This window comes from Flavihumibacter stibioxidans (assembly GCF_014332695.1).
Taxonomy (GTDB): Bacteria; Bacteroidota; Bacteroidia; order Chitinophagales; family Chitinophagaceae; genus Flavihumibacter; species Flavihumibacter stibioxidans.
Window position 1 is genome coordinate 257,162 of record NZ_MBUA01000028.1, and the last position, 23,198, is coordinate 280,359.

Annotated in this window: 23 protein-coding genes; 11 read left to right on the forward strand and 12 right to left on the reverse strand. The window is 42.6% G+C overall.

Annotated elements, in window-relative coordinates; translation table 11 throughout:
• The first annotated feature begins 105 nt into the window (after positions 1-105).
• The gene (locus tag BC349_RS16785) at positions 106-1,590 is read left to right on the forward strand and encodes a trypsin-like peptidase domain-containing protein (RefSeq protein ID WP_187257937.1); all 1,485 of its coding nucleotides are present in this window, start codon (positions 106-108) and stop codon (positions 1,588-1,590) included.
• Between the two features lie 56 nt (positions 1,591-1,646).
• Here BC349_RS16785 and BC349_RS16790 read toward each other — a convergent pair whose 3' ends face one another.
• The gene (locus BC349_RS16790; protein WP_187257938.1) at positions 1,647-2,933 is read right to left on the reverse strand and encodes an alpha-amylase family glycosyl hydrolase; all 1,287 of its coding nucleotides are present in this window, start codon (positions 2,931-2,933) and stop codon (positions 1,647-1,649) included.
• A gap of 90 nt (positions 2,934-3,023) precedes the next feature.
• Here BC349_RS16790 and BC349_RS16795 point away from each other — a divergent pair, with 90 nt between their 5' ends.
• A complete protein-coding gene (locus tag BC349_RS16795) occupies positions 3,024-4,259 on the forward strand; it encodes a 4-hydroxy-3-methylbut-2-enyl diphosphate reductase (RefSeq protein WP_187257939.1) in 1,236 nt (411 codons plus the stop codon).
• A gap of 689 nt (positions 4,260-4,948) precedes the next feature.
• Positions 4,949-5,794, forward strand: coding sequence for a sensor histidine kinase (locus tag BC349_RS16800; protein ID WP_187257940.1), 846 nt, complete (start codon positions 4,949-4,951; stop codon positions 5,792-5,794).
• Here the strand turns inward: BC349_RS16800 and BC349_RS16805 are convergent.
• On the reverse strand, positions 5,756-6,415 hold the full coding sequence (locus BC349_RS16805; RefSeq protein ID WP_187257941.1) for a response regulator transcription factor: 660 nt from the start codon (positions 6,413-6,415) through the stop codon (positions 5,756-5,758). The genes BC349_RS16800 and BC349_RS16805 overlap by 39 nt on opposite strands.
• 487 nt (positions 6,416-6,902) lie before the next feature.
• Between BC349_RS16805 and BC349_RS16810 the strand changes: the two genes are divergently transcribed.
• The 4 genes from BC349_RS16810 (at position 6,903) to BC349_RS16825 (ending at position 9,606) form a co-directional block, all read left to right on the forward strand.
• Positions 6,903-7,292, forward strand: coding sequence for a hypothetical protein (locus tag BC349_RS16810; RefSeq protein ID WP_187257942.1), 390 nt, complete (start codon positions 6,903-6,905; stop codon positions 7,290-7,292).
• Positions 7,293-7,350: 58 nt separating this feature from the next.
• On the forward strand, positions 7,351-8,061 hold the full coding sequence (locus BC349_RS16815; protein ID WP_187257943.1) for a hypothetical protein: 711 nt from the start codon (positions 7,351-7,353) through the stop codon (positions 8,059-8,061).
• A 164-nt stretch (positions 8,062-8,225) separates the two neighbouring features.
• Entirely contained in the window at positions 8,226-8,915 is a 690-nt protein-coding gene (locus BC349_RS16820) for a sensor histidine kinase (RefSeq protein ID WP_246457017.1), read from the forward strand.
• 40 nt (positions 8,916-8,955) lie between these two features.
• Entirely contained in the window at positions 8,956-9,606 is a 651-nt protein-coding gene (locus BC349_RS16825) for a response regulator transcription factor (protein ID WP_187257945.1), read from the forward strand.
• A 9-nt stretch (positions 9,607-9,615) separates the two neighbouring features.
• Here BC349_RS16825 and BC349_RS16830 read toward each other — a convergent pair whose 3' ends face one another.
• The 9 genes from BC349_RS16830 to BC349_RS16870 all read right to left on the reverse strand — a co-directional run bounded on the left by BC349_RS16830 (position 9,616) and on the right by BC349_RS16870 (position 17,091).
• Complete coding sequence (locus tag BC349_RS16830; RefSeq protein ID WP_187257946.1) at positions 9,616-10,272, reverse strand: 3-oxoacid CoA-transferase subunit B; 657 nt, start codon at positions 10,270-10,272, stop codon at positions 9,616-9,618.
• Between the two features lie 4 nt (positions 10,273-10,276).
• Complete coding sequence (locus tag BC349_RS16835; protein WP_187257947.1) at positions 10,277-11,023, reverse strand: hypothetical protein; 747 nt, start codon at positions 11,021-11,023, stop codon at positions 10,277-10,279.
• A 17-nt stretch (positions 11,024-11,040) separates the two neighbouring features.
• Positions 11,041-11,745, reverse strand: a complete 705-nt coding sequence (locus BC349_RS16840) for a CoA transferase subunit A (protein ID WP_187257948.1) — start codon at positions 11,743-11,745, stop codon at positions 11,041-11,043.
• Positions 11,746-11,770: 25 nt separating this feature from the next.
• Complete coding sequence (locus tag BC349_RS16845) at positions 11,771-12,184, reverse strand: DUF4296 domain-containing protein (protein WP_187257949.1); 414 nt, start codon at positions 12,182-12,184, stop codon at positions 11,771-11,773.
• A complete protein-coding gene (porD, locus tag BC349_RS16850; RefSeq protein ID WP_187257950.1) occupies positions 12,181-13,101 on the reverse strand; it encodes a type IX secretion system protein PorD in 921 nt (306 codons plus the stop codon). Before porD ends, BC349_RS16845 begins: the two co-directional genes overlap by 4 nt.
• On the reverse strand, positions 13,094-14,290 hold the full coding sequence (gene coaBC, locus BC349_RS16855) for a bifunctional phosphopantothenoylcysteine decarboxylase/phosphopantothenate--cysteine ligase CoaBC (RefSeq protein ID WP_187257951.1): 1,197 nt from the start codon (positions 14,288-14,290) through the stop codon (positions 13,094-13,096). The genes porD and coaBC overlap by 8 nt, the downstream gene beginning before the upstream one ends.
• A gap of 62 nt (positions 14,291-14,352) precedes the next feature.
• The gene (locus BC349_RS16860) at positions 14,353-14,694 is read right to left on the reverse strand and encodes a DNA-directed RNA polymerase subunit omega (RefSeq protein ID WP_187257952.1); all 342 of its coding nucleotides are present in this window, start codon (positions 14,692-14,694) and stop codon (positions 14,353-14,355) included.
• Positions 14,669-15,484, reverse strand: coding sequence for an outer membrane protein assembly factor BamD (locus tag BC349_RS16865; protein ID WP_187257953.1), 816 nt, complete (start codon positions 15,482-15,484; stop codon positions 14,669-14,671). Before BC349_RS16865 ends, BC349_RS16860 begins: the two co-directional genes overlap by 26 nt.
• Positions 15,485-15,567: 83 nt before the next feature.
• Positions 15,568-17,091 (reverse strand): OmpA family protein, encoded by a 1,524-nt coding sequence (locus BC349_RS16870; RefSeq protein WP_246457019.1) that lies wholly within the window; start codon positions 17,089-17,091, stop codon positions 15,568-15,570.
• Between the two features lie 352 nt (positions 17,092-17,443).
• Here BC349_RS16870 and BC349_RS16875 point away from each other — a divergent pair, with 352 nt between their 5' ends.
• Both BC349_RS16875 and recJ read left to right on the forward strand, forming a co-directional pair.
• Positions 17,444-18,406: a polyprenyl synthetase family protein gene (locus tag BC349_RS16875; protein WP_187257955.1), complete on the forward strand. Its 963-nt coding sequence runs from the start codon at positions 17,444-17,446 to the stop codon at positions 18,404-18,406.
• A gap of 5 nt (positions 18,407-18,411) precedes the next feature.
• On the forward strand, positions 18,412-20,145 hold the full coding sequence (gene recJ, locus BC349_RS16880; protein ID WP_187257956.1) for a single-stranded-DNA-specific exonuclease RecJ: 1,734 nt from the start codon (positions 18,412-18,414) through the stop codon (positions 20,143-20,145).
• Here recJ and htpG read toward each other — a convergent pair.
• Positions 20,108-21,928, reverse strand: a complete 1,821-nt coding sequence (htpG, locus tag BC349_RS16885; protein ID WP_187257957.1) for a molecular chaperone HtpG — start codon at positions 21,926-21,928, stop codon at positions 20,108-20,110. The genes recJ and htpG overlap by 38 nt on opposite strands.
• Before the next feature lie 581 nt (positions 21,929-22,509).
• Here htpG and rpsF point away from each other — a divergent pair.
• Positions 22,510-22,863 carry a 30S ribosomal protein S6 gene (gene rpsF, locus BC349_RS16890; protein ID WP_187257958.1) on the forward strand — a complete coding sequence of 118 codons (354 nt, stop codon included), beginning with the start codon at positions 22,510-22,512 and terminating at the stop codon, positions 22,861-22,863.
• Between the two features lie 2 nt (positions 22,864-22,865).
• Positions 22,866-23,129 carry a 30S ribosomal protein S18 gene (gene rpsR, locus BC349_RS16895; protein WP_187257959.1) on the forward strand — a complete coding sequence of 88 codons (264 nt, stop codon included), beginning with the start codon at positions 22,866-22,868 and terminating at the stop codon, positions 23,127-23,129.
• Positions 23,130-23,198 lie beyond the last annotated feature (69 nt).

Here is a 23,198-nt window from a genome sequence, read left to right on the forward strand (position 1 = left end):
TTAAACTGGCCGGGGGCCGAACTGAAAAGATGTCTGCATCGTTAATTTGTGTAAAGTCAGGCATATGCTTTGACTAAGTAAAAAAACTAAAAAAGGAACAATCATATGAAACTGCAGCAAATTGTACCCATTATTCTTGTAAGCGCGGTTACATCGGTTGGTAGCATGTGGGCCTACAACAAATATGTAGGTAAGGAAACCTATATCTATAGCAACTCAGACAGCAACCGCATTCCTTCAAACTATGCCGGTTTTTTTGATGGAGCCCCCGGGGCACCATCCGATTTTAGTGAAGCGGCCGGCACAGCCATACCAGCTACGGTACATATAAAAACCAAGGCAACCCGTACCGCCAGCAATAACCTTCCTAAAAGAAGTCCGCTCTTTGATTTGTTTGGCTTCGACTGGGATGAAGGCATGGCGCCCCGCAGCCAGCCCCAGATGGCCTCCGGTTCTGGCGCCATCATCAGCGAAGACGGCTTTATCGTAACCAATAATCACGTGGTGGATGGTGCTGATGAAATCACCGTTACCATGAGTGATAAAAAGACATTCAAGGCAAGACTGATCGGATCCGATCCTAGCAGCGACCTTGCAGTGCTGAAAATTGAAGCCAAGGGACTGCCCTTCCTGTTGTATGGAAACTCGGATGATGTGAAGGTTGGCCAGTGGGTCCTGGCCATCGGCTATCCGCTTAACCTGGAAACCACGGTTACGGCCGGTATAGTCAGCGCCAAAAGCAGGACCCTGGAAATCAATCGCCGCCAGAGCCGCACTCCAATTGAATCTTTCATCCAGACAGACGCAGCCGTTAACCCCGGAAACAGTGGTGGTCCGCTGGTGAACACAGCCGGGCACATGATTGGCATCAACTCTGCCATCGCATCGCCCACAGGATCATACGCCGGCTATTCTTTTACCATTCCGGTTAATATGGTTAAAAAAATCGTTGCCGACCTGATGAAATTCGGAACTGTTCAGAGAGCCTATCTGGGTATTAATTATGCCCCGGACAACCTGAGCGAAGAAGTGAAAAAACAGGAAGGAATCAAAGTCGGTGATGGGGTGTATGTGATGGATGTAACCAAAGATGGCGCAGCCGCAGCATCCGGAATCAAAAAGGGTGACTTTATTACCCGTATTAATAATGTTCCTGTAAAATCGGGCGCGGAGATGGTTGGACAAATCGCCACTTATCGTCCCGGCGACAAAGTGAAGATTGGTTACCGCCGTGAGGGAAAGGAACTGGTAAGCGAGGTAACCCTTCGTAACAGCAGCGGTACAACAGAAATCGTAAAAACAAGTGTGCTGGATAAACTGGGTGCGGACCTTGCTACTATTGATACAAAACTTGCCAAGGAAATGGGCATCCGCGGTGGCGTGATCGTCAAGAGTATCGACGAGAATGGTATTTTTAGCAAAACCAGGATGGAAGAAGGTTTTGTGATCATGAAAGTAAACGGAAGGGATGTAACAACCGTTGAGCAATTCCGCAGTGAAATGGAAAAAGCCGGCACTTCGGTTACCCTTGATGGTATGTACCCCGGATACGAGGGTGTATTCAGGTACCCGATGAAAATTGCAGAATAATTAAAACCCTCTTCATATAAAAAGAGCCCCCGGATACGAGGGCTCTTTTTTATTTATCATGCAGTGTGTTTAACGAAAACCCTGTAATCCCAGGCATTCAGCGTATAGTGCCTGTCGTGGAAATGATGTATCTGGCCGCCAAAAGCATCCTGGTAGGCGCCGTGAACGATATCGTCAGAAATTGTAAAACCAACTCCATCGTAGGGAGACAGGTTCAGCAAAACGAGCACTTCATTCTCTCCGCACTTTCTCAAAAAGCCAAAGATATGGTGATCAGCATTGGTCCTGATTCGGAGGGTACTCACAGAGTTGTCTCCGGCCCTGAGCGCCGGATGATTCTTTCGAAGGGTCAATAGTGCCTTATAGAAATCATGGTACACGCAATGACCATTCCACTCAATGGTATCCTTGTCAAAAAACATGAGCCTTTTTCTGTTTGGAAGTTCCTGCCCGCTGTAGATCAGCGGTATCCCATTCCAGGTAGCGGAAAATACTGCCAGCGCCTTATGAGCTTCCCCATATTTTTCAAATTCGGTACCATTCCAGCTGTTTTCATCGTGGTTGCTGGTGAAAAACATCCTCATGGCGCCGGTTGGAAAATCATGGTTGTACCGCCATAACAAATGATCAAGGTGATGGATATCCTGGTGGTGCTTAACGAATTCAACCGTTTTATGCATCCACTCCCAGGTATAGGTCACATCAAAAGCCTGGTGGTAGTTGGCCTCTTCGCACTCGGCCAGCCAGAAAAGTTTCTTTTCTTCGTCCAGGGCTGTCCGTGCCTCCATCCAGAAATCAAGTGGCACCAGCATTGCCATATCACATCGGAAGCCATCTATTCCGCATTCTTTGATCCAGAACCGCATAGCTTCAATCAAATCCTTCCTCATTTCCCTGTTGCTGAAATCAAGATCGATTACATCATCCCAGCCGTGACTGTCATAAAATTCACCGAATTCATTTTTTTTGAAATAATCGGGATTGGTTTTTGTCCAGCTATGCCCCCAACCGGTATGATTGGCCACCCAGTCAATGATAACCTTAAAACCCAGGAGCTGGGCCTCCGAAACCAGGGATTTAAAATCCTCCAGCGTTCCGTATTCCGGGTTGGTGGAAGTAAAATCTGAGCAGGCATAATAACTACCCAGTGAACCTTTTCGTTTTTCAGTTGCGATCGGGGTAATCGGCATAAACCATAAAATCTCTATTCCCATATCCCTTAATCGTGGGAGTTCCCTGGCAAATGCGCGAAATGAACCTTCGGGAGTATATTGACGCAGGTTAACTTCATAGATATTGGTGGAATGGCACCATTCAACTGGTGTAAAACGACGATTGCTCATTAATCCGGTTTTGTTTAAGTAATACAGGCAGTTAAAATAAGACAATTTTACCTTGTATGGCTTCATCGGCAAACTAAGTACATTTGCAGTATGAAGCAATTTGAAGTGCCGGTAAAGTACCGCAGCCCATTGATTTCAGCCATCAAGCAGAAAAGGAAACAGGAAGATCGGCTAAAAAAGGATTTTTCCCCTACACATCTTGATTTGGGCGGGATGCAGATTTTCCTTGCCAGGCATTTCGGTTTTTGTTACGGTGTGGAAAATGCCATTGAAATTGCTTTCAGAACGGTGGCAGAGAATCCCGGAAAAAGGATTTTTTTATTAAGTGAGATGATCCATAATCCCCAGGTGAATGCGGATCTTCAATCCTACGGTGTAATGTTCCTTCAGGACACTTATGGAAAACAATTAATCCCCTTCAGCGAAATTACCAGCGAGGACATTGTTTTAATTCCGGCATTCGGCACAACGCTTGACATAGAAATGATGCTAAATGAAAAAGGTATCCGCACGGAGAAATACAATACTACCTGTCCTTTTGTGGAGAAGGTATGGAACCGGAGCGAACAGATTGCCAGGAGAGGATATAGCATTGTGATACATGGGAAGCCAAAACATGAAGAGACAAGGGCTACTTTTTCCCATGCCGCCGCTAATGCCCCGGCCGTCATTGTAAACGACATGAAGGATGCAGAATTGCTGGCGGAATTCATTAAAGGGAAGCGCGAAGCCGGGCAGTTTTATGAAGCGTTCAAGGGACGTTATTCTGAAGGATTTGACATCACTACAGATCTGCAGCGGTTTGGTGTGGTAAACCAGACAACCCAGCTTGCAAGCGACACGCAGGCCATTGCTGAATATCTGAAAATGGAAGTCATGGTTCATTATGGCCTGAGCCCGGAAAATGTCGGAGAAAGGTTTGCGGATACGCGCGATACCTTGTGCTATGCAACCAATGATAACCAGACTGCCGTAACGGGCATGCTGGAAGTTACTGCGGATCTGGGGATAGTGGTGGGTGGATACAATTCCTCCAATACGACTCACCTGGTGGAATTATGTGAATCCAGGTTGCCGACCTATTTCATCAACGATTCAGCAAACATAGTTTCGTCAGCCGAAATCAGACATTTTGATTATCACAGCAGGCAGGAACTGATTACCAGGGAGTTTTTACCTTCAGCAGCCCCCCTAAAGATTCTGATTACCAGTGGGGCATCCTGTCCGGATGCTGTTGTCGAAGAAGTAATTACCCGGTTGGCTGAGATTACTGGAACATCGGACAATTTATTAGCCCTTACGGCACAGTTTCAGGAGCAGGAATAGGTGTTTTCACCCTTTTTATTGATTGGATAGCTTGTTATATTGCAGGAAATACCTGTCATGGAATTATATCAGAAATTTCAGGTAGTGCAATTCCTGGTCATCCTGTGTGCCTGTATTATAGGCACCATAAAACTGCGCAAGACACCCTCCCCTGAGCGCAAGTACATTCTTACGTTTTGTTATATTGATTTGGTAGTGTTGGGGATAGGGATATTTAATTATTTAATTCACGAATATCCAACCTATCTTTTTTTACTTGTTTACATATATACTTGTTGTGAGGTATTTTTTCTTTCCTATTATATTAGCACAATAATTAATAAAAAAGTACACTTTGCCATCCCTCTACTTCTTTGCATTACAAGCCTAATATTTTCTCTTGCATTTTTTAAAAGCCCTACAATTCTACCCTTATTAACAACTGAATTATATCTTACATTTTTTGCATTTCTCTATATCCGTTGGCTCTTTACTAAAAGGAATTTTTTCATCTTACAACAAACAAGGCACTACTGGATTGTCATGGGCATTATTCTTAGCTATACAGCATCTATTCCTTATTGGATTGGAGATGTTCTTATCAAATCAAGTGGAATTTGGCAATTACATATTGATGTTACATTGATTTTATTCATCTTTTATGTTATCATGAATACTTTAATGTTTGTCTCATTCATCAAAGCATTTTTATGCAAGCAACAACAACATACATCCTATTTTGGAGTATTGGAGGTTCATTAATCATACTAATAGGTTTCTTATTCTTTATAAATTATATATTAAAACTATATAATAAGAAAGAAATTGAATATAATACAACTTTAAAATTAAAAAGTATTGAAAAAGAGAAAGAAATATTAATTAATAGAGTTGAAGCGCAAGAGGAAACAATTCAGAAAATTTCTAGAGAAATTCACGACAACGTGAACCAATTATTAACTCTATCTAAATTGAATTTAAATAACCTGAAATGCAATAAAGATGCTGAATTTGACAATAAAATTGAATTATCAAATTCACTAATTTCCTCAGCAATAAAAGAGCTCACAAATATTTCCAGAAGTCTCAGTGCAGAAACAGTTAATGAGTTCGGTTTGGCAAAATCACTAGAATCTGAGATCAGCAGATTAACACAGATTGAGGACATAAAAATCAACCTTGAGGTAATAGAAAAAGCGGAAATTTTAAACCCAGAAGTACAACTTGATTTATATAGAATATTTCAAGAAGCAACTAGAAATGCAATTATACATGGCAACCCTAAAAACATAAATGTTTCATTACAAATAGATGAGAAAATTATAAAACTTTTAATTATTGACGATGGGATTGGATTTGATTTGGAAATGACGAATTCAAAAAACACCAATAAAAGTCAAGGACTTTTAAATATGCAGAAAAGAACAAAACTAATTAATGGTTCACTTGAAATTAATACCAATCCAAACAATGGAACAAAAATTACACTCATAATACCACAGCAACTAATTCCGATATCAATCAATAATCTTGTTTCTCATACCATACATTATTAAACCAGCAATTGTTTTAGCCCCAACCTTTGATTTCATGTTCTGACGAATAGTTTCAATTGTCCTTGGACTCAAAAAGACCTCCTTTGATATTTCTTCAGTTGTTTTATCTTCAGCAAGAAGTTTTAATATACGAACCTCCTTTTCTGAAAATTTTATTGGATTGGGATAGAATTGGCGAACTGCTTTTTTGGATTGCAGTTTGGATAAAACCGCTTTATTAACCAAATCATTGAAATAAAAGTCATCATTCATGCAAGTCAGGATAGCCTGGTAGATTTCTTCCGGATCTGTGGTTTTAGTCAAATATGCATTTGCCCCCATTTCCATCATTTTGGAAATCATCTCCTGATCATCATACATCGTCAATACGATAATCCTTACATCATCATACTCTTTTCGTAGAAGTCCGATAGCATTAACCCCATCCATTTCAGGCATGCGTATATCCATCAGTAATACATCGGGCTTTTTTAATTGCATCTTGTGCATTAAATCACGCCCATCCTCTGCTTCCCATAAAATCTTAAGATATTCCTTCCCCTTCAGAGCCATTTTAATACCATCCCTAAAAATCTTATGATCATCAGCTATACTAACCTTAATACTTAACTCGGTACTCATAGGTTTGGGTAGTTTTTATTAGGATTGTTTGTTTTGGTTTTGAGTAAACGTCAAAAAGAAGACTAATCGTATTTTCCCGCAATCTTTTCCGTAATTATATATCAATTAACATTCCATAATTCGAAAAAAAACAAAGTACCAAATAGGAAAACAACTATTTAGCGAACAAAAGAAAGTTATTTTACTAAAATTTATATTTTTTATTTTTTATATATATAAAACAAAAAACTAAGAACAAAATTTTCAATCATCATTCACTTTACCGTAATCTTCCTATCTTAGATTGGGTTTTTTACTATTTTAGTAGCGTATTTTTACGCTTTTTAAGATAGTAACATTACGATTTTGAAACTAGTAAATACACTACCAGATTGAATTTGAGCCAATTTAGGACAAAAAACGGAGGATTTGGCCCATTGTCATTGGTTTTTTTTTGAGTGTTATTCACAGTCTCAAATCAACCCTTCACAACAAAAAACTTACTACTATGATGCAAAATGAAATTTTGAACACCTCCCTGGCAGCGGTTGGCGAGGATATTGGCCAAGAGCTGGGTGCCAAAATGGTCAAGGACTTCCAGGATTCATTTCCGACTGAAAATCAATGGCATTTCGTAGGCAGAAATATAATTGAGCAGATTTTGAACCAACCTAATTGCTCAGGTATCCGTTTTTATAATGGACTTGACGAAGTTGGACAAAAAACATTGGTATTAGTGGGACTTGATTGTGAAGGTCAGGTTATTTCAGAATATTCTGCAATTGATACAAATGGCGAATACAATAAAATTCAAGGAATTGTTGCCGATAGAGTAGGTCGCCCAGGAACAAAAACAACTGAAACGTCCACTACATTTGATTGGTGGTCAGCGATTTAATTTAAAATATCATTCGAATTAGTCTTCGGGATCATTATATTTGAGGAAATAATGCCATTTGGTGAATTATTTCCTATACATAACTCACATTACAGGATTTTTACCCTTATTGGTATTTCTATTTAATTTAAAAGAAAATAGGAATAAGTCAATAAGGGTAATTATTTATTATATAGTTTATTCACTAATTAATGAAGGTATTTTAGCCTTTTTAAGAAGTGAAGTTTATAAAGGAGGCAAAGAAATAGAAGCCATAATAGTTGCTTCATTCACAATTCTTGAATATTTCTTTTTCGCTTTTTTTCTTTATTCAAGCCTAAATAATAAAAGAAACAAAAAAGCACTTCAAATAGGCTCAATAATATTTGGAATTTCTTCTATTCTAAATCTTTATTCTAATTTACATTCATCACCAAAGATTGAGGTATTTGATACTTTAACAGTATCAATAAGCGCAATTACATTAATAGTTTTTTGCTTAGTTTTCTTATTTGAAAAAATACAAAAACCAGAGATTGGTTTTATCTATGCAAAAAAGAGCTTCTGGATTGTAATAGGTATTATGATTTATTTCTCAGGCACTTTTTTCTTATTCCTACAATATTCTGAGTTATCAGAAAAAGAACAAGAAAACTTTTGGATAATCAACTGGTTTTGTATAATCATAAAAAATATATTTTTTGCGATAGCATTTTACTTGCCAGAAGAAAATTCAAATTCAATTCCTGATAATGCATCCGAATTATTTTACTTAAATGACCAAGACTAACCCATTAACCCTAACCCTAACCCTAAATGTTTTTTCTACAGGTAAATAACCAACACGCAAACGTTTCAATAGTGCTATTTTTTGGCACAATTGGTATGTTGGCGCTGACTATTGGGCTGATTGTCTTTATTATTTTTCATCAACGCAAAGTCATACGCTACCAGATGACCTTGCAGAAAATGGAATATGAACAACAAAAAATGCTGCTGAATGCATCCATCCGATTGCAGGAAGAAGAAAGACAAAGAATTGCTGCCGACCTGCATGATGATGCCGGCCCCCTTTTGGCGACAGCCAGGCTTTACCTGAATGAAAACCTGGTAAACCTTGACAAAACCACCCAACTGCAAAGCATTTACAACGCCAAACAAATTATAGATGACACCATTCAGCTGATCAGGAATATCTCCCATAGCCTGATGCCCCCCACCCTTAAAAACTTTGGCCTGGAATCCGCTGTAAATGACCAATTCCAGAAAATCAGCAGCTCAGGCTCGATTAACGCCAGTTGCCGTTTCCACGATTATAAGGAAAGACTACAATCTGATAACGAACTGATTGTGTTCCGCATTATTCAGGAATTGATCAACAATATCCTGAAACACAGTAATGCCAGCTTCATACACCTTACCCAGAACAACAATGGCAACAAGTTTTACATCAGGATGCATCACGACGGGAAAGGGATTACACAGGCTGACTTCGAAAGAATGAACAAAAGTTCGGCAGGACTTGGTCTTAAAAATATTCAAAGCAGGTTAAAAGTACTGCAGGGCAGGATTTTCTTTGAAAAGGATGCATCCCAAACTTATTACAAAGTAACCATTGAACTGAACAGAGAGGAAAATCTGTAGGGAATCCTTAATTTTAAGTGCTGTCAATTGCAAGATTCCTATGAGAGTAATCAAAGTCGCTATTGCTGATGATCATAAAATCTTCCGGAAAGGGGTTATCCTTTCTCTCCGGCCCTTCACCAATATCAAGTTCGTACAGGAAGCGGAAAATGGAAACGAACTGATAGAAGGCCTTTCAGAATCATCCCCGGACGTGATTCTAATGGACCTTCGAATGCCCCAGAAAGACGGCATAGAAACGACCAAACATATTGCAAAAAATTACCCTGCCATACATATTGTGGTTCTCACCATGTTCGAAGATGAACGTTTTGTAAGCCATCTGATGGAGATCGGCGCAAATGGGTATCTTCTTAAAAGTGCAGATCCATCGGAAATAAGAAGGGCCATCATGGAAGTTTCAGAAAAGGGATATTACCTGAATAACTTCGTTAACAGGATACTGCTGAAAAAGTCACATTCAAAACAGAAGGTCCTGCCTAACCTGAACAGCGAGGTCACCCTGACAGACCGGGAAAGGGATGTAATCAAATACATCTGTATGGAATTCACCGCAACAGAAATTGCCCAAAAAATGGAGGTGAGTCCCAGAACTGTCGAGGCCATCAAAGACAGGCTGATGGAAAAATTTGGCACCAAGAATACTGCAGGACTGGTGTTTTATGCGGTGAAGAATAACCTTATTGACTAAGTCAGGGGATTACAAATTCATTTCCGGAATAGTGCCTTCCACAATAAGGCATCCGGCAGTTTTAGCAATTATCTCTTCTACCGAAACCCCGGGAGCCCTTTCAAGCAGCCGGAATCCTTTATCAGTAACATCGAGCACAGCCAGTTCTGTGACCACTTTCCTTACACATCCAACCCCGGTCAGCGGCAAAGTACAAGACGGTAATAGTTTTGATTCCCCCTTCGGGTTGGTATGCATCATGGCAACTATGATATTTCTTGCACTCGCAACCAGATCCATAGCGCCACCCATCCCTTTAACCATCTTACCCGGAATCTTCCAGTTGGCGATATCCCCGTTTTCACTTACCTCCATCGCACCTAAAACCGTTAAATCAACCTTCCCGGCACGGATCATCCCAAAACTCTCGGAGCTATCAAAAAAGACACCCCCCGGAATAATGGTAACAGTTTCCTTCCCTGCGTTAATCAGGTCGGGGTCTACCTCATCATCCACAGGATATGGCCCCATCCCCAACATTCCATTTTCACTTTGCAACATTATATGGATACCATCCGGAATATAGTTTGCCACAAGGGTTGGAATACCGATTCCAAGGTTTACATACATCCCATCTTTCAATTCAAGTGCTATCCGTTTTGCTATACCGTATTTATCCAGAGCCATGGTATCAGTCTTTTAATATTGTTTGAAAATATGGTGTCTGTTTCTTCTTTTCGAGCGCATTCCGAAAAAACTGGCCGAGCAGAGGATTAATAACTTCCATCCGGCTGAAGTTGTTTTCTACGATTTCTATTGCCATCTGTACTCCTTTGGCATCAAAGCCATAGTGGGATAATGCCGTTTCCTCTGACCGTGCCTGGTCTTCTTTAAGGTCCACAATATCATCCATCAGCAGAAAAGAAGGAACCAACAGATACCAGTAACCGACAATCTTTTCAATCATTATCTTCGGAACATCAAGCGAAGTAAGCAGGAATAATAAAGCATCTCCCCTGTTTAAAGCCGGATTGTCAGTACCAAGAATTCCATATTTATTCAGTTCCCGCTGATTGAAATAGTTTTCAAGGGAAATAAATAACCATTCATGAACAGAAAAGGGTTTAGCCAATTCTTCAACCTGAGATATATGTGCCCTGAAATCCATTTCCCCGAATTCGTACCTGGCAGCCAGGTCAAGAATACGTTCCATCAGGGAGACATATTGGGGATCAAGTAATTTTTCTTTAGGAACACCAGCCCTTAACTGCAAATCAAAAAAGAGGGGTATGAACAGGTATCCCGTTCCTCTGGCCACATACAGATATCGGCCTTTCCAATATTGATTGCCTGCGGGAATGCTCCTGTCTACAAAAAATGCAGCTATCTCCGGATCAATGCCCATTGCACCAACTAACTCCTGTTTACTGGTAAACATAACTATTCCAAAATGTATTATCGGTTTACAGAAAGTTGCACTGTACGACGTTCAATCCGTTTTTCATAAGGACCACCCTGAAAAATCCGATGAACATAGATCCCCGGCACATGGATATGATCTGGATCCAGTTCCCCCGGTTCTACCAGATGTTCAACCTCAGCTATGGTAATATTCCCTGCCCTTGCCATGGAGGTGGAGAAATTTCGGGTTGTTTTACGAAAAACCAGGTTACCATAACGGTCTCCCTTCCACGCTTTGACAATCGCAAAATCGGCATGAAGAGCTTCTTCCATCAGGTAGTGTTTGCCATTAAAAACACGTACCTCTTTACCATTTGCGATCTCAGTTCCATAACCGGCAGGAGTAAAAAAAGCCGGAATCCCCATTCCCGCCATTTGTATCCGGGTAGCAAGTGTTCCTTGTGGTACAAGATCCACTTCAAGTTCACCACTCAGTAACTGTCTTTCGAATTCCGCATTCTCGCCCACATATGAACTGATCATTTTCCGGATTTGCCTGGTTTTCAATAATAAACCAAGGCCAAATTCATCTACCCCTGCGTTGTTTGAAATACAGGTCAATCCCTTAACGCCTTTTCTGACAAGCGCAGTAATGCTGGTTTCAGGAATACCGCACAAACCAAACCCACCCAACATGATGGTGGCATTTTCTGAAATGTCTGCAATTGCATCATCTGCATTGGCAATGATCTTATTCATATAGCATTTCGTTTTCAGGTAATTTTTATTGTGCTTTAAGCTTCTTTTTCCTTTCCTCCAATGCCTTTAGAGCCGGTGTGCTTTCCGTGTTGACCACTCCGATCCTTGCCCTGGTTGAATAGGCTTCCACGGAGTCGAAAATAACCTTCAACTCGCCCGGACGACCAAGATAATACTTGTAACTCTCTGTGAATGTTTTATAATCAGTTTTATTAAATGCAAACACCTGGCTGTACTTTTCCTGTCTAAAATCCTTCATTACCATCGTACTGTCGCGCATTTTCAAATGGTTCCCAAATTCATCAACCATCATAAGGCCATAAATCACCGGCACCATTTCCGCACCTGACATGGCAGGTTTGCCAGAAGTTGATATATCCTTACAACTACTCCAGATTAACACTCCACTGAAAAATAATATCAGACCTGTACGACTCATTTAAGTTCCTGTTTATAGGTATTGGCATTTGCAATGTCGAGGCGCGTCAGAATTTCCAACGCAGCAGATTTTTCCTGGGGCGGAGATTTCCTGAACATGCGGGCTAGTTCCATGGTTCTTCCCTGGAAGAAAAATGGCAGTATCATCGAATTCGGGACCTCTGAATTAAGTGTATTCAGCAGGTTTAATGCAGTTAAGATCGACTGGCGTGCTGCGGCCTCCTTTTCGTAAAATTGATCAAGTCCCAGTCTGAAATAGGTATACATCGCATCATGTACCAATGTGTACCTGCTGCTGGTAAGGTTCTCCATCAGCCAATAGCGGTTTCGCTGGCCATCAAATGCTTTCCACCCCAGAATATCGCGGCTTTCAGGTGAATTATTGACGATGTTCTGGGCCTTAATAAAATATGGTTCCCCTCCTTTTAAGGAAAAAGAATCTCCATCCAGTCCAAGAATGATATTGACATAATAAGCCAGTACTGCGGTCAGGTTTGAAACCAGCGGATCATTCCCGCTCACCCTGTTTTCATTGAATTCAAGTTGCTGAAACTCCACATAACGAAAGAGAAGGTTCTCATCAATAAAATTTATCAAAGGAGTTTCATACGCTGAATTATATACAGGTCTTGCCGCCTGGATGGTAAGGGTAGCCTGGAAAACATTACCGTCACTGGCCTTCCCGATATTGATCAGGAAATTGCAATTGATCTTTTCGTTTTGCTGATAAGTGTCGCGACTCCATTTACGGTTATTCAGAAAATTGTTTAACGCATTCTGAAGTGTATTGAAAACTTTCCGGTCTACCCTGGATCCAACCTGATTGGACATCACCACGACCTTCGCCTGGAGTTCCTGTGCACCCGAAGGCAGCATGGCCAGGACAAGTGAGAGCAGCGTAATTAATTTCTTAAGCATGTAATTTTTTATAAATCATATCAGCAATATCCGCTGCAACCGCCACTTTTGATTTTACCGGATATACATATTCGGCGCCGGTATTATCATAAATAGTGATCTTATTGGTATCGTGGCCAAAACCTGCTCCCTGATCCTGCAGGGAATTTAGAACAATAAGGTCTGCGTTCTTCGATTGAAGTTTAGCCAGGGCATTTGCTTTTTCATTATTGGTCTCCAGGGCAAATCCAACCAATAACTGGTCACTTTTTTTCTTGGATCCCAATTCCTTCAGGATATCCTTTGTCTTTTGAAGTTCTATTGTCAGTCTGCTATCTTTTTTCTTGATCTTTTCATTGGCAACGTTTACCGGGGTATAGTCGGCAACAGCCGCTGCCATAACCGCGATATCCATTTGGGGAAAAGATTCTGTAGCGACTTTGTACATTTCAGAGGCGGTAGCTACAGGGGAAACCATTATACCTGCATGAACTGGCAATTTCACACCGGGACCAGCAACCAGGTGCACGGAGGCACCACGGGAAGCCAATTCCAGCGCAATAGCCACCCCCATTTTACCGGAAGAATGGTTGCCGATAAAACGAACAGGGTCAATTGGTTCATAAGTAGGTCCGGCAGTTACGAGAACTTTTTTTCCTGAAAAAGCGGATACCCCTTCGAAATATTTCAGAACCAGGAGATGGATTTCTTCCGGCTCTGCCATCCGGCCTTCACCAACCAGCCCGCTAGCCAATTCGCCACTATTTACCGGAATAATATGATTGCCGTAGGCTTGAAGGGCCAGGAGATTCTTTTTAGTGCTGGGATGGTGCCACATATCCTCATCCATGGCAGGCGCTACCCAAACCGGGCATGTTGATGATAAATAAGTGGCCAGTAAAAGATTGTCACAAAAGCCGCCAGCCATTTTTGCCAGCGTATTGCAGCTCAGGGGAGCTATAATCAGCAGGTCTGCCCAACGGCCCAGCATCACGTGATTGGCCCAGGCATTTTCCGCAAACAGGTCAACCAATACAGGGTTTTTGGAAAGTGTGGAAAGTGTTAGTGGTGAAACGAAATCCCTTGCTGCAGGTGTCATTACAACTTTCACTTCGGCCCCGCTTTTTATCAGCAGCCTAACCAGGGATATGGATTTATAGGCAGCAATACTACCAGAAATGCCCAGAAGGATTTTCTTTCCGTGTAACATGAATTAAAATTAAAAAAAAAGCGACAGCATAGCCGTCGCTTTAACAAATATATGTTTCAAGATTAACTAAAGAGGTTGTCTTCGTTTTTCCTGTAATAAATTTTTTCTTCCATGAATTCCTGGGTTGCCAGAAGGGCTGGATTAGGCATACGCTCATAAGCACGGGAGATTTCGATCTGCTCCTTGTTTTCATGAATTTCCTCCAGGCTATCGGTATGGGTGGCAAACTCTTCGAGTTTGTTGTGCAATTCTTCTTTCAGGGCAATATTGATCTGGTTAGCCCTTTTTGCAATAACGGCAATTGACTCATACAGGTTGCCAGTTTTACCCTTGATCTCCAGCAGATTTTTTGCCTCAGCGACATTACTGGTGTTGGAACTAAGCTGACGTCTTAACTTGCTCATTTTTTATTGCTTTAATGTTATTAAGGGACAAATTTAGGAATCTTTTTGCTTCGGTCAGCAATTGACTTTCAGGAAAGCGGTCCGTAAACTCATTGCATTCATCAATTACCTTCTGGAACCTTTCTTCCTTTTTCTCGTCAATACTGAGTGCTGCATACTCAAAATAGGACCTGATTACCTGTAACTTATAGGAATCGCTCTTATCGGAATCAGGATAATTGTTCATCAGGTTAGCAAAGGCAATAGCGGCTGCCTTATACTGCCTGAGGTTAAAATACAATTCAGCACTGAGCATTTCCTTTTTTTCCAGTTTTTCACGGCAGATGTCAATGATCTCCGTGGCCTCCTTGTTTTTCGCAGAGCCAGGGTGAGTATTGATAAAAGCCTGCATCAGGCCTATAGTCTTCATTGTATTGGTCTGGTCCAGTTCTACCTTAGGAGACTGACGGTAAAAGGTATATGCCCGCATATACTCCATTTCTTCCGCTCTTTTGCTGGTAGGAAACACTTCCACAAAGCCTTTGAACAGGTTCTCGGCATTCATGTAATCGCGCATATAATAGGCGCAATAAGCAAAATTGTAATACACAGCTTCGAATTTATCGCTTCCCTTCAGTAAAGGGAACAGTTCTTCATACAGTTGCTGGGCGAAATGGTATTTCTTCTTAGCGTAGTACTGGTCAGCCATTCTAAGCTTATAGTCATAATCGGTGCTCTTCTGCACTTTGGCAAATTTAGAACAGCCGGTACCCAGCAAAGCGATAATTAAAAGGACGAGGAATGATCTCATAAAGGCTGGCAAAGTTAACAGATTTGATCAAATATAAAAAAAACCCCGCCGAAGCGGGGTTCATTTATGTCAATATTAACCATTTATCCTTTTCTGCGCAGGTTGGGGTGCGGGGCAGGTACTGCGTTCGGACCTTCTTCAGTGGTTCCGTCGCGCAGGTCAACTGTATTTCCGTCTCCACCACCTTCACCGTACTTAAAGATGAAGCGATCGGCGCTGATACCTTCTTTTTCAACCATGTAGTTGATAACCGCGTTAACGCGATCCCAGCTCAACTGCTGTGCGGATTTGCTGGATTCACCGTAACCGATTACTGCAATCTTACAGTTCGGGTTATTGCGGATCTTTTCAGCCACACTTGCCAGTACAGCCTTGGCATCATTATTAAGGCTCACAGAACGACCAGTGAAGGAGATGCTTGGCAGGTCACCGATATTACAAGCTGCTTTAGGTGCAAAACCACCTTCGCGGAGTTCCTTACAGCATGCAGGCTCTGGACACTTACCGATACCATCTGCGTCAACAGGCTGACACTGGGTTGGGGTGATCAGTTCCTTGTCTTTGAAGTCAGGTACACCGTCACCATCCGTATCCTTGCTTACGCCATGGCTGTCAACCGGTGCGTTGGCTGGTGTATTGGGCTCCAGGTCAAACTGGTCGGTCACACCATCGCCATCAGCATCGTCGAGGATTGGCTTGGGCAGTTTCATATGCTTGGGGGCATTCAGTTCGTTGTAAGCGTAATCCAGCGGGTTCAGCCAATAAAGAGGTTCGGTAGATCTTGCACCCAGGTTGAAATTCACACCTAGGGAAGTGAAATGGTACAAATCATAATCCCGGGTCAATACTGCGTCTCCTGCGGGAGATTCCTGCCAGCGCTGGCCGTCCAGCAAATCGTCCTTGGAAGCAGTCATCTTTTGTTCCAATGCAAGATTTATGCGCTTGCTCAAACTATATGCAATTCCAACTCCGACATTATAAACCGGCCTGAAGGTCTTACCACCAATTTTAGCACGTGAATCATCATAACCTTCCGCATCTGTCTCATAACTATCATCCATTAAGTCACGCAATGCTTTTTTGGTGTCTTTTCTGTTTTTGTAAACACCACCGTTTATTCCAGAGAAATCATATTTCTGATCTCCATTAAGCGCATTTACCTTGGTGTCATAAATCATACCACCAAAGCCAGCCAGGGCGTAAAGATTCAGATTTGATTTTGTTTTGTGAAAGCGGATGTTGGTAATAGAAAAAACACCTTGCAGGGTAAGATCCTGGATATTGGTTTTATAATTGTAATATACAACATCCTGGGCAGGAATTAATGGTCCGTCGCCAGTTCTTGCCTGCGCCTTGTAACCATTATCAGTCCATGCTTTATTTTTCTGGTAATTAGCGGATGACGACCAATGCAGCCCCTTCGCAATACCATAATTATACTCCAACCTCATTGAAACGACATATCCCAATGCTTTTCTGACATGGGCACCAAATCCCAATTGTGGCCAAACAGCAGGAACATCACCGCTGATGCCAAAAGCTCCCAATTTAACACCTACTTCCCACTGGTTCCGGGGTTTTGCCGGAAAAGGATAGGCGTTATTCATGAACTCATTGTGTTGGGGAAGGCTTTTTCGGGGAATCAACGAGGAATCTTGCACGTCATAACTCGTCCCGATTTGGGCGAACGAGCTGGACGCAAACAAACACAGTAAACCTAAAAGTGCTGTGTATTTTCTGATTGCCATAATGAAATTTTATAAGTAATGGTTAATGAATTGACAGGATACGATACTTAAAAATAAGCACAAAAATATTAATTGCATTTTAAATACCAAATAATTAAGCCATTAAAGTGTATTTAACCCAAAGAGAATCAATTAAAAGACCGTCTTCGAATCGCTTTTGATGCTTGAAAATGGACAGCATTGTAGTAATTTGCCCCGGTTATTACAATTCATGAAATTATCACAATCACTTATAGCCGAAGAACTGGACCTGTTTGAAAAAAAATTCAGGGATGCCGTGAAAAGCCAGGTGCCCATGCTTGACAGGATCACCAGTTTCATCGTAAAGCGCAAAGGGAAACAACTCCGGCCCATGTTTGTGCTGCTTAGCGCCAGGCTGTGCGGGGGAATCACTGAAAGCACCTACCGGGCGGCATCCCTCGTGGAATTACTCCATACAGCCACCCTCGTTCATGATGATGTGGTTGATGAATCCATGGAAAGGAGGGGGTTTTTCTCCACCTATGCGCTCTGGAAGGCAAAGGTTTCGGTCCTGATCGGCGATTACCTCCTTGCCAAAGGGCTTCTGCTGTCGCTCGACAACAACGATTTCCGGATACTCCAGCACCTTTCCGAAGCTGTCAGGCGAATGAGTGAAGGCGAACTGCTCCAGATTGAAAAATCCCGTTCACTCAATCTCGATGAATCGGTTTACTTTGAAATCATCAGTAATAAGACGGCGTCACTGCTGGCTTCATCCTGCGCTGCTGGCGCTTTTTCAGCCGCCGGGAATGAGGCCCACGCTGAAGTTTTGAGGAATTTCGGCGAAAAAGTGGGCATCGCCTTCCAGATCAAGGATGACCTTTTTGACTACGGCTCGGAAGACGTCGGCAAGCCAACAGGAAACGACATCAAGGAAAAAAAACTTACCTTACCACTTATATATACACTGAACCAGGCCGATAAAGCAACCCGTCGCAGGATTGTCAACATCATTAAAAATGACAACAAAAAGCCTGAAAAGGTCAGGGAAGTGATCAACTTTGTGACAGAATCAGGAGGCATACGGTATGCAACCGCTAAAATGAACCAGTACCGGGATGAAGCAATGGCCTTGCTGCACCAGTTTCCCGAAACGGATACCCGCAATGCACTGGAAGAACTGGTCAGGTTTACCACAGACCGCAAATACTAAGGGCAATGGAGAAGAGATGGAAATTGATGGAAGCGGCAGAGCCGGAAGTAATTGCCTTGCAGGAAAAACTGGGCATTCACCACGTAATCTGTAAAATCCTTGTACAAAGGGGCATTCGGGATTTCGAATCCGCCAGGGCATTTTTCCGGCCCGAACTCAGCCAGCTGCATGATCCCTACCTTATGAAGGACATGCAAAATGCTGTAGACAGGATCATCCGGGCCATGCAGGAACGGGAAAAAATCATGGTTTTCGGTGATTATGATGTGGATGGCACTACTTCTGTAGCCACCATGTACCAGTTTTTGTCACAGGTCTACGAATCTGATAAGGTTGATTATTATATCCCCCACCGGTATAAAGAAGGTTACGGAGTTTCCCGGAAAGGGATTGACTATGCCAGGGACACTGGTGTTTCCCTGATCATTTCACTGGACTGCGGCATCAAATCGACAGAACTGATCAGTTATGCTAAAGAACTCGGCATAGAATTCATCATTTGCGACCACCATATGCCTGACGCAGTTCTTCCGCCTGCAGTGGCTATCCTCAATCCCAAACAAACAGATTGTCCCTATCCGTATAAAGATCTATGCGGTTGCGGGGTTGGATTCAAACTGATCACTGCCCTCTGCCAGAAAATTGGCCTGCCTGATGAATATTACCTGCGTTATCTAGACCTGGTAGCCACCGCCATTGCGGCTGACATTGTTCCCATCACAGGCGAAAACAGGATACTCGCCTATTTCGGATTGAAAAGGGTAAACGAACATCCTTCCCCCGGGATAAAAGCGCTTATTGACCTGGCAAAACTGGGTGATCAGCCTCTACAGATCAACAACCTGATCTACGTCATTGCCCCCAGGGTCAACGCCGCCGGAAGAATGGATGATGCCAAACTGGCCGTACAGCTTTTCATTGAAAAGGACCCTGTTAAAGCGACCGGATATGCCGAACTTTTACATTCGCATAATGATGACCGTAAAGAAGCGGACCTGTCCATTACCGTGGAAGCACTTGAAATGATTGAAAACGACCTGCTGCAATCCGAGCGCAGTTCAACAGTCGTATTTCAGCCACACTGGCACAAGGGAGTTGTGGGCATCGTCGCCTCCAGGCTCATTGATAAATATTACCGTCCGACCATCGTACTTACTCAAAGCGGAGACATTGTTTCCGGTAGTGCCAGAAGCGTGGCCGGCTTTAACTTATACGAAGCCATCCATGCCTGCCGGGAGCACCTGCTGGGCTACGGCGGTCACTTTGCCGCAGCCGGGATGACCTTGCTGCCGGAAGCGGTCAATGCTTTCTGTGAAAAATTTGAAGAAGTAGTGGCGGCCACAATCGGCGAAGAACAAAGGGTTCCCGAACTGATCATAGACTCCGAAGTCCGTTTCACAGACCTCAAACCGGCATTCCATAACATTATCAGGCAGATGGAACCTTTCGGGCCGGAAAACACCAAACCTTTATTCATTGTAAGAAAGGTCAGGGATAATGGCTGGTCAAAAGTCGTTAAGGACCAGCACATCAAATTCAGTCTGGTTCAGGATAATATCATATTCAACGGAATTGGTTTTGGTCTGGCAGAAAAATTTTTCCTGCTGGGCCAAAACCAACCGGTTGATGTTGTATTCACGCTGGAGGAGAATGAATGGAATGGTAATAAACATCTGCAGCTGAGAGTACTGGACCTCAGGCCTAGCCCTTCTCCATCAATTCAACACTCCTTTCAATAAAGGATGTCAGCGCAGCGCCCTTTAACAGTCCCTGCGATAATAAAGCGAGGTCTGCCAGGTTGCGTGTCATCTTTTCCTGCTGTCCACTGTCACCTGCAGCCAAAATTTGCTGGTAAATAGAATGGTTGCCATTAACAGTCAGCATAACCTCATCCGGCATGCCGGCATAGAAACTGCCCATGGGGCCACTGACAGCTGCCATATCCTTCATCCGTCTCATAAATTCAGGGCGGGTTGCCACAACGGGGGCAGCATCGGGACTCAAACCTTTTACCTCAACAGTGAGATGTAAACCGGCTGGTTGCTGCTCAAATAATTTTTTCAACTGTTCTTCCTGCTCTGCATTTAATACTGATGCAGAAGCATCCTGCCTGTCTACCAGATTATCTGCGATATCAGCATCAACACGGGTGAAATGAACATCACTCCATTTCATCTCCATCTGGTTAATGAAAGCCGCGTCCACAATTGTTTCCAGTTTCACAACCTTATAACCCTTATCAGTAGCCGCTTTTATAAATGTGTTTTGCTGTACCGGATCGGTTGCGTAAATGATCACCTGCTTTCCGTCCTTATTTTTCTGCAGCGCAACCGTTGCGTTCTTGTATTCTTCAAGCGTATAAAACTCCGTACCGGCGGCATCCTGCATGATGTGGAATTTTTCAGCTTTTTCAAGGAACTTATCATCGGTCATCATACCATATTTCACAAACAGTCCCAGGCTCTCCCATTTATCTTCAAACTCCTTCCTGTTTTTGTTGAATATCTCCTCCAGTTTATCAGCTACTTTTTTGGTAATGTGATTGTTGATCTTTTTAACATTGGGATCGCCCTGGAGATAGCTGCGGCTAACATTCAACGGAATATCCGGACTGTCGATCACACCCTGCAGTAACATCAGGAACTCCGGCACAATGTCCTTCACCTCGTCCGTAACAAAAACCTGGTTGCTGTACAGTTGGATCTTGTCTTTCTGGATCTCGTAACTCTGTTTGATCTTCGGGAAATAGAGGATGCCTGTAAGGTTGAACGGATAATCCACATTCAGGTGAATCCAGAATAAAGGGGCTTCATTATAAGGATACAATTCCTTGTAGAAAGCCTGGTAATCTTCAGGGGTAAGTTCTGATGGCTTTCGGGTCCAGGCAGGGGTTGGGTTATTGACCTGCTCGCCCTCAAAGAAAATAGGCACGGGAAGAAAACGGCAAAACCGGTTCAGCACCGCTTTGATCCGGTCCGCTTCCAGGAACTCCTGGCTTTCTTCATTGATATGAAGGACGATATCGGTTCCACGTTGTTCTTTGGTTGTTTCTTCCAACTGGTATTCGGGACTGCCATCACATTCCCATCTAACAGCGGGGGATTCACGGAAACTGCGGGTAATGATCTCTACCTTATCGCTCACCATGAAAGAAGAATAAAATCCCAGGCCAAAATGGCCGATAATATTATTCTCGTTTTGGCCTTTATACTTGTTCAGGAACTCTTCCGCTCCAGAAAATGCCACCTGGTTAATGTATTTATCAACTTCCTCACCAGTCATTCCGACCCCTTTGTCTGATATGGTAAGGGTTTTGGCTTCAGCATCCAGGGATATAACAACAGACAGATCGCCTATTTCGCCTTTTGCTTCACCTATGGAAGAAAGGGTTTTCAGTTTTTGGGTGGCGTCTACCGCATTACTGATCAACTCACGTAAAAAAATATCATGCTCACTGTAAAGAAACTTTTTAATAATGGGGAAAATATTCTCCGTCTGGACTCTGATACTACCTTTTTGCATACAATAATATTTTTTCCGGTTAATTGGTATGAGCACTGAACAAATGCAATGCCACAGCAAAGCCAGACAGGAAAAACAGAAATTTTGTCAGATCAGCAAAGCAGATGGCAGACTATTACCCATAGAGAGGCTGTTTTCGAATTGATATTTGTTATTTAGAGCCTGAAAATCAATGGAATGGCATAAAGCTTTATTATAACAGGCTGCCCTGGTGGCTGAAGGTAACCAACAGAATTATGGTGCATATATGCCTGGTTTAAATTTCCTGGATAAAACGTTAAAGAACAATACCGGGAAGCATTGGATAAAACAATCGAAAATTGCCTGCCTGGCAGTTCTTTGCGCCATCTGGCTACAGGAGGCTGATCCCTGGTAACGGTAAACGGTAGCTGGTTAACAAGCCGTGGGGAAAGAAAGCAGGAAACCAACCATTACCTTTGGCTATCATTTTTCATTTTTACTGATGAAAAATACCGGTTCAGGGTCTTTCATGCCCCAAAAATTCCTCATATTATTAGGCTAAATGGCCGTATTCACCTACCTTTGCAGCCCAATTAATTTTTAAACACAAATCAGGGATCATGAACAATTACGAATTGATGGTGATTTTTACCCCTGTTCTGAGCGAAGAGGACTACAAAGCAGCTCAGAAAAAATTCATTGACCTGGTTACCAGCAATGGTGGCGAGGTGGTGAATTCTAATCCATGGGGATTAAAATCACTGGCGTACCCTATCCAGAAAAAAACCACAGGTTTGTACTGGGTAGCGGAATACAAGGCGCCATCCGACTTCAATGAGAAGCTGAAGATCCAGCTTCTGCGTGACGACAACGTCCTGCGTCACATGTTCACTGTGCTCAACAAATACGCCGTTGAGTACAATGCTAAAAAGAAAAGTGGCGTACCAACCGGAACCGAAAAAGTGGAGGCTTAATCATGGCAAAGAATGAAATTAAGTACCTGACCGCGATCAAAACTGAAAAGCGTGCCAAGAAATTCTGCCGCTTTAAGAAGTACGGTATCAGATATGTCGATTACAAAGACGCTGAATTCCTGAAAAAGTTCCTGAATGAGCAAGGTAAAATGTTGCCTCGCCGTATTACTGGAAACAGCCTGAAATTCCAGCGCAAAGTATCAGAAGCAGTGAAAAAAGCCCGTCAAATGGCTATCCTGCCGTATGTTACTGACCTTTTGAAGTAAGATTCTAGTAACCATTCCCTAATCCTGCTGCATGCAAGAGACAGTCTGAATCAATTATTTATAAATGAT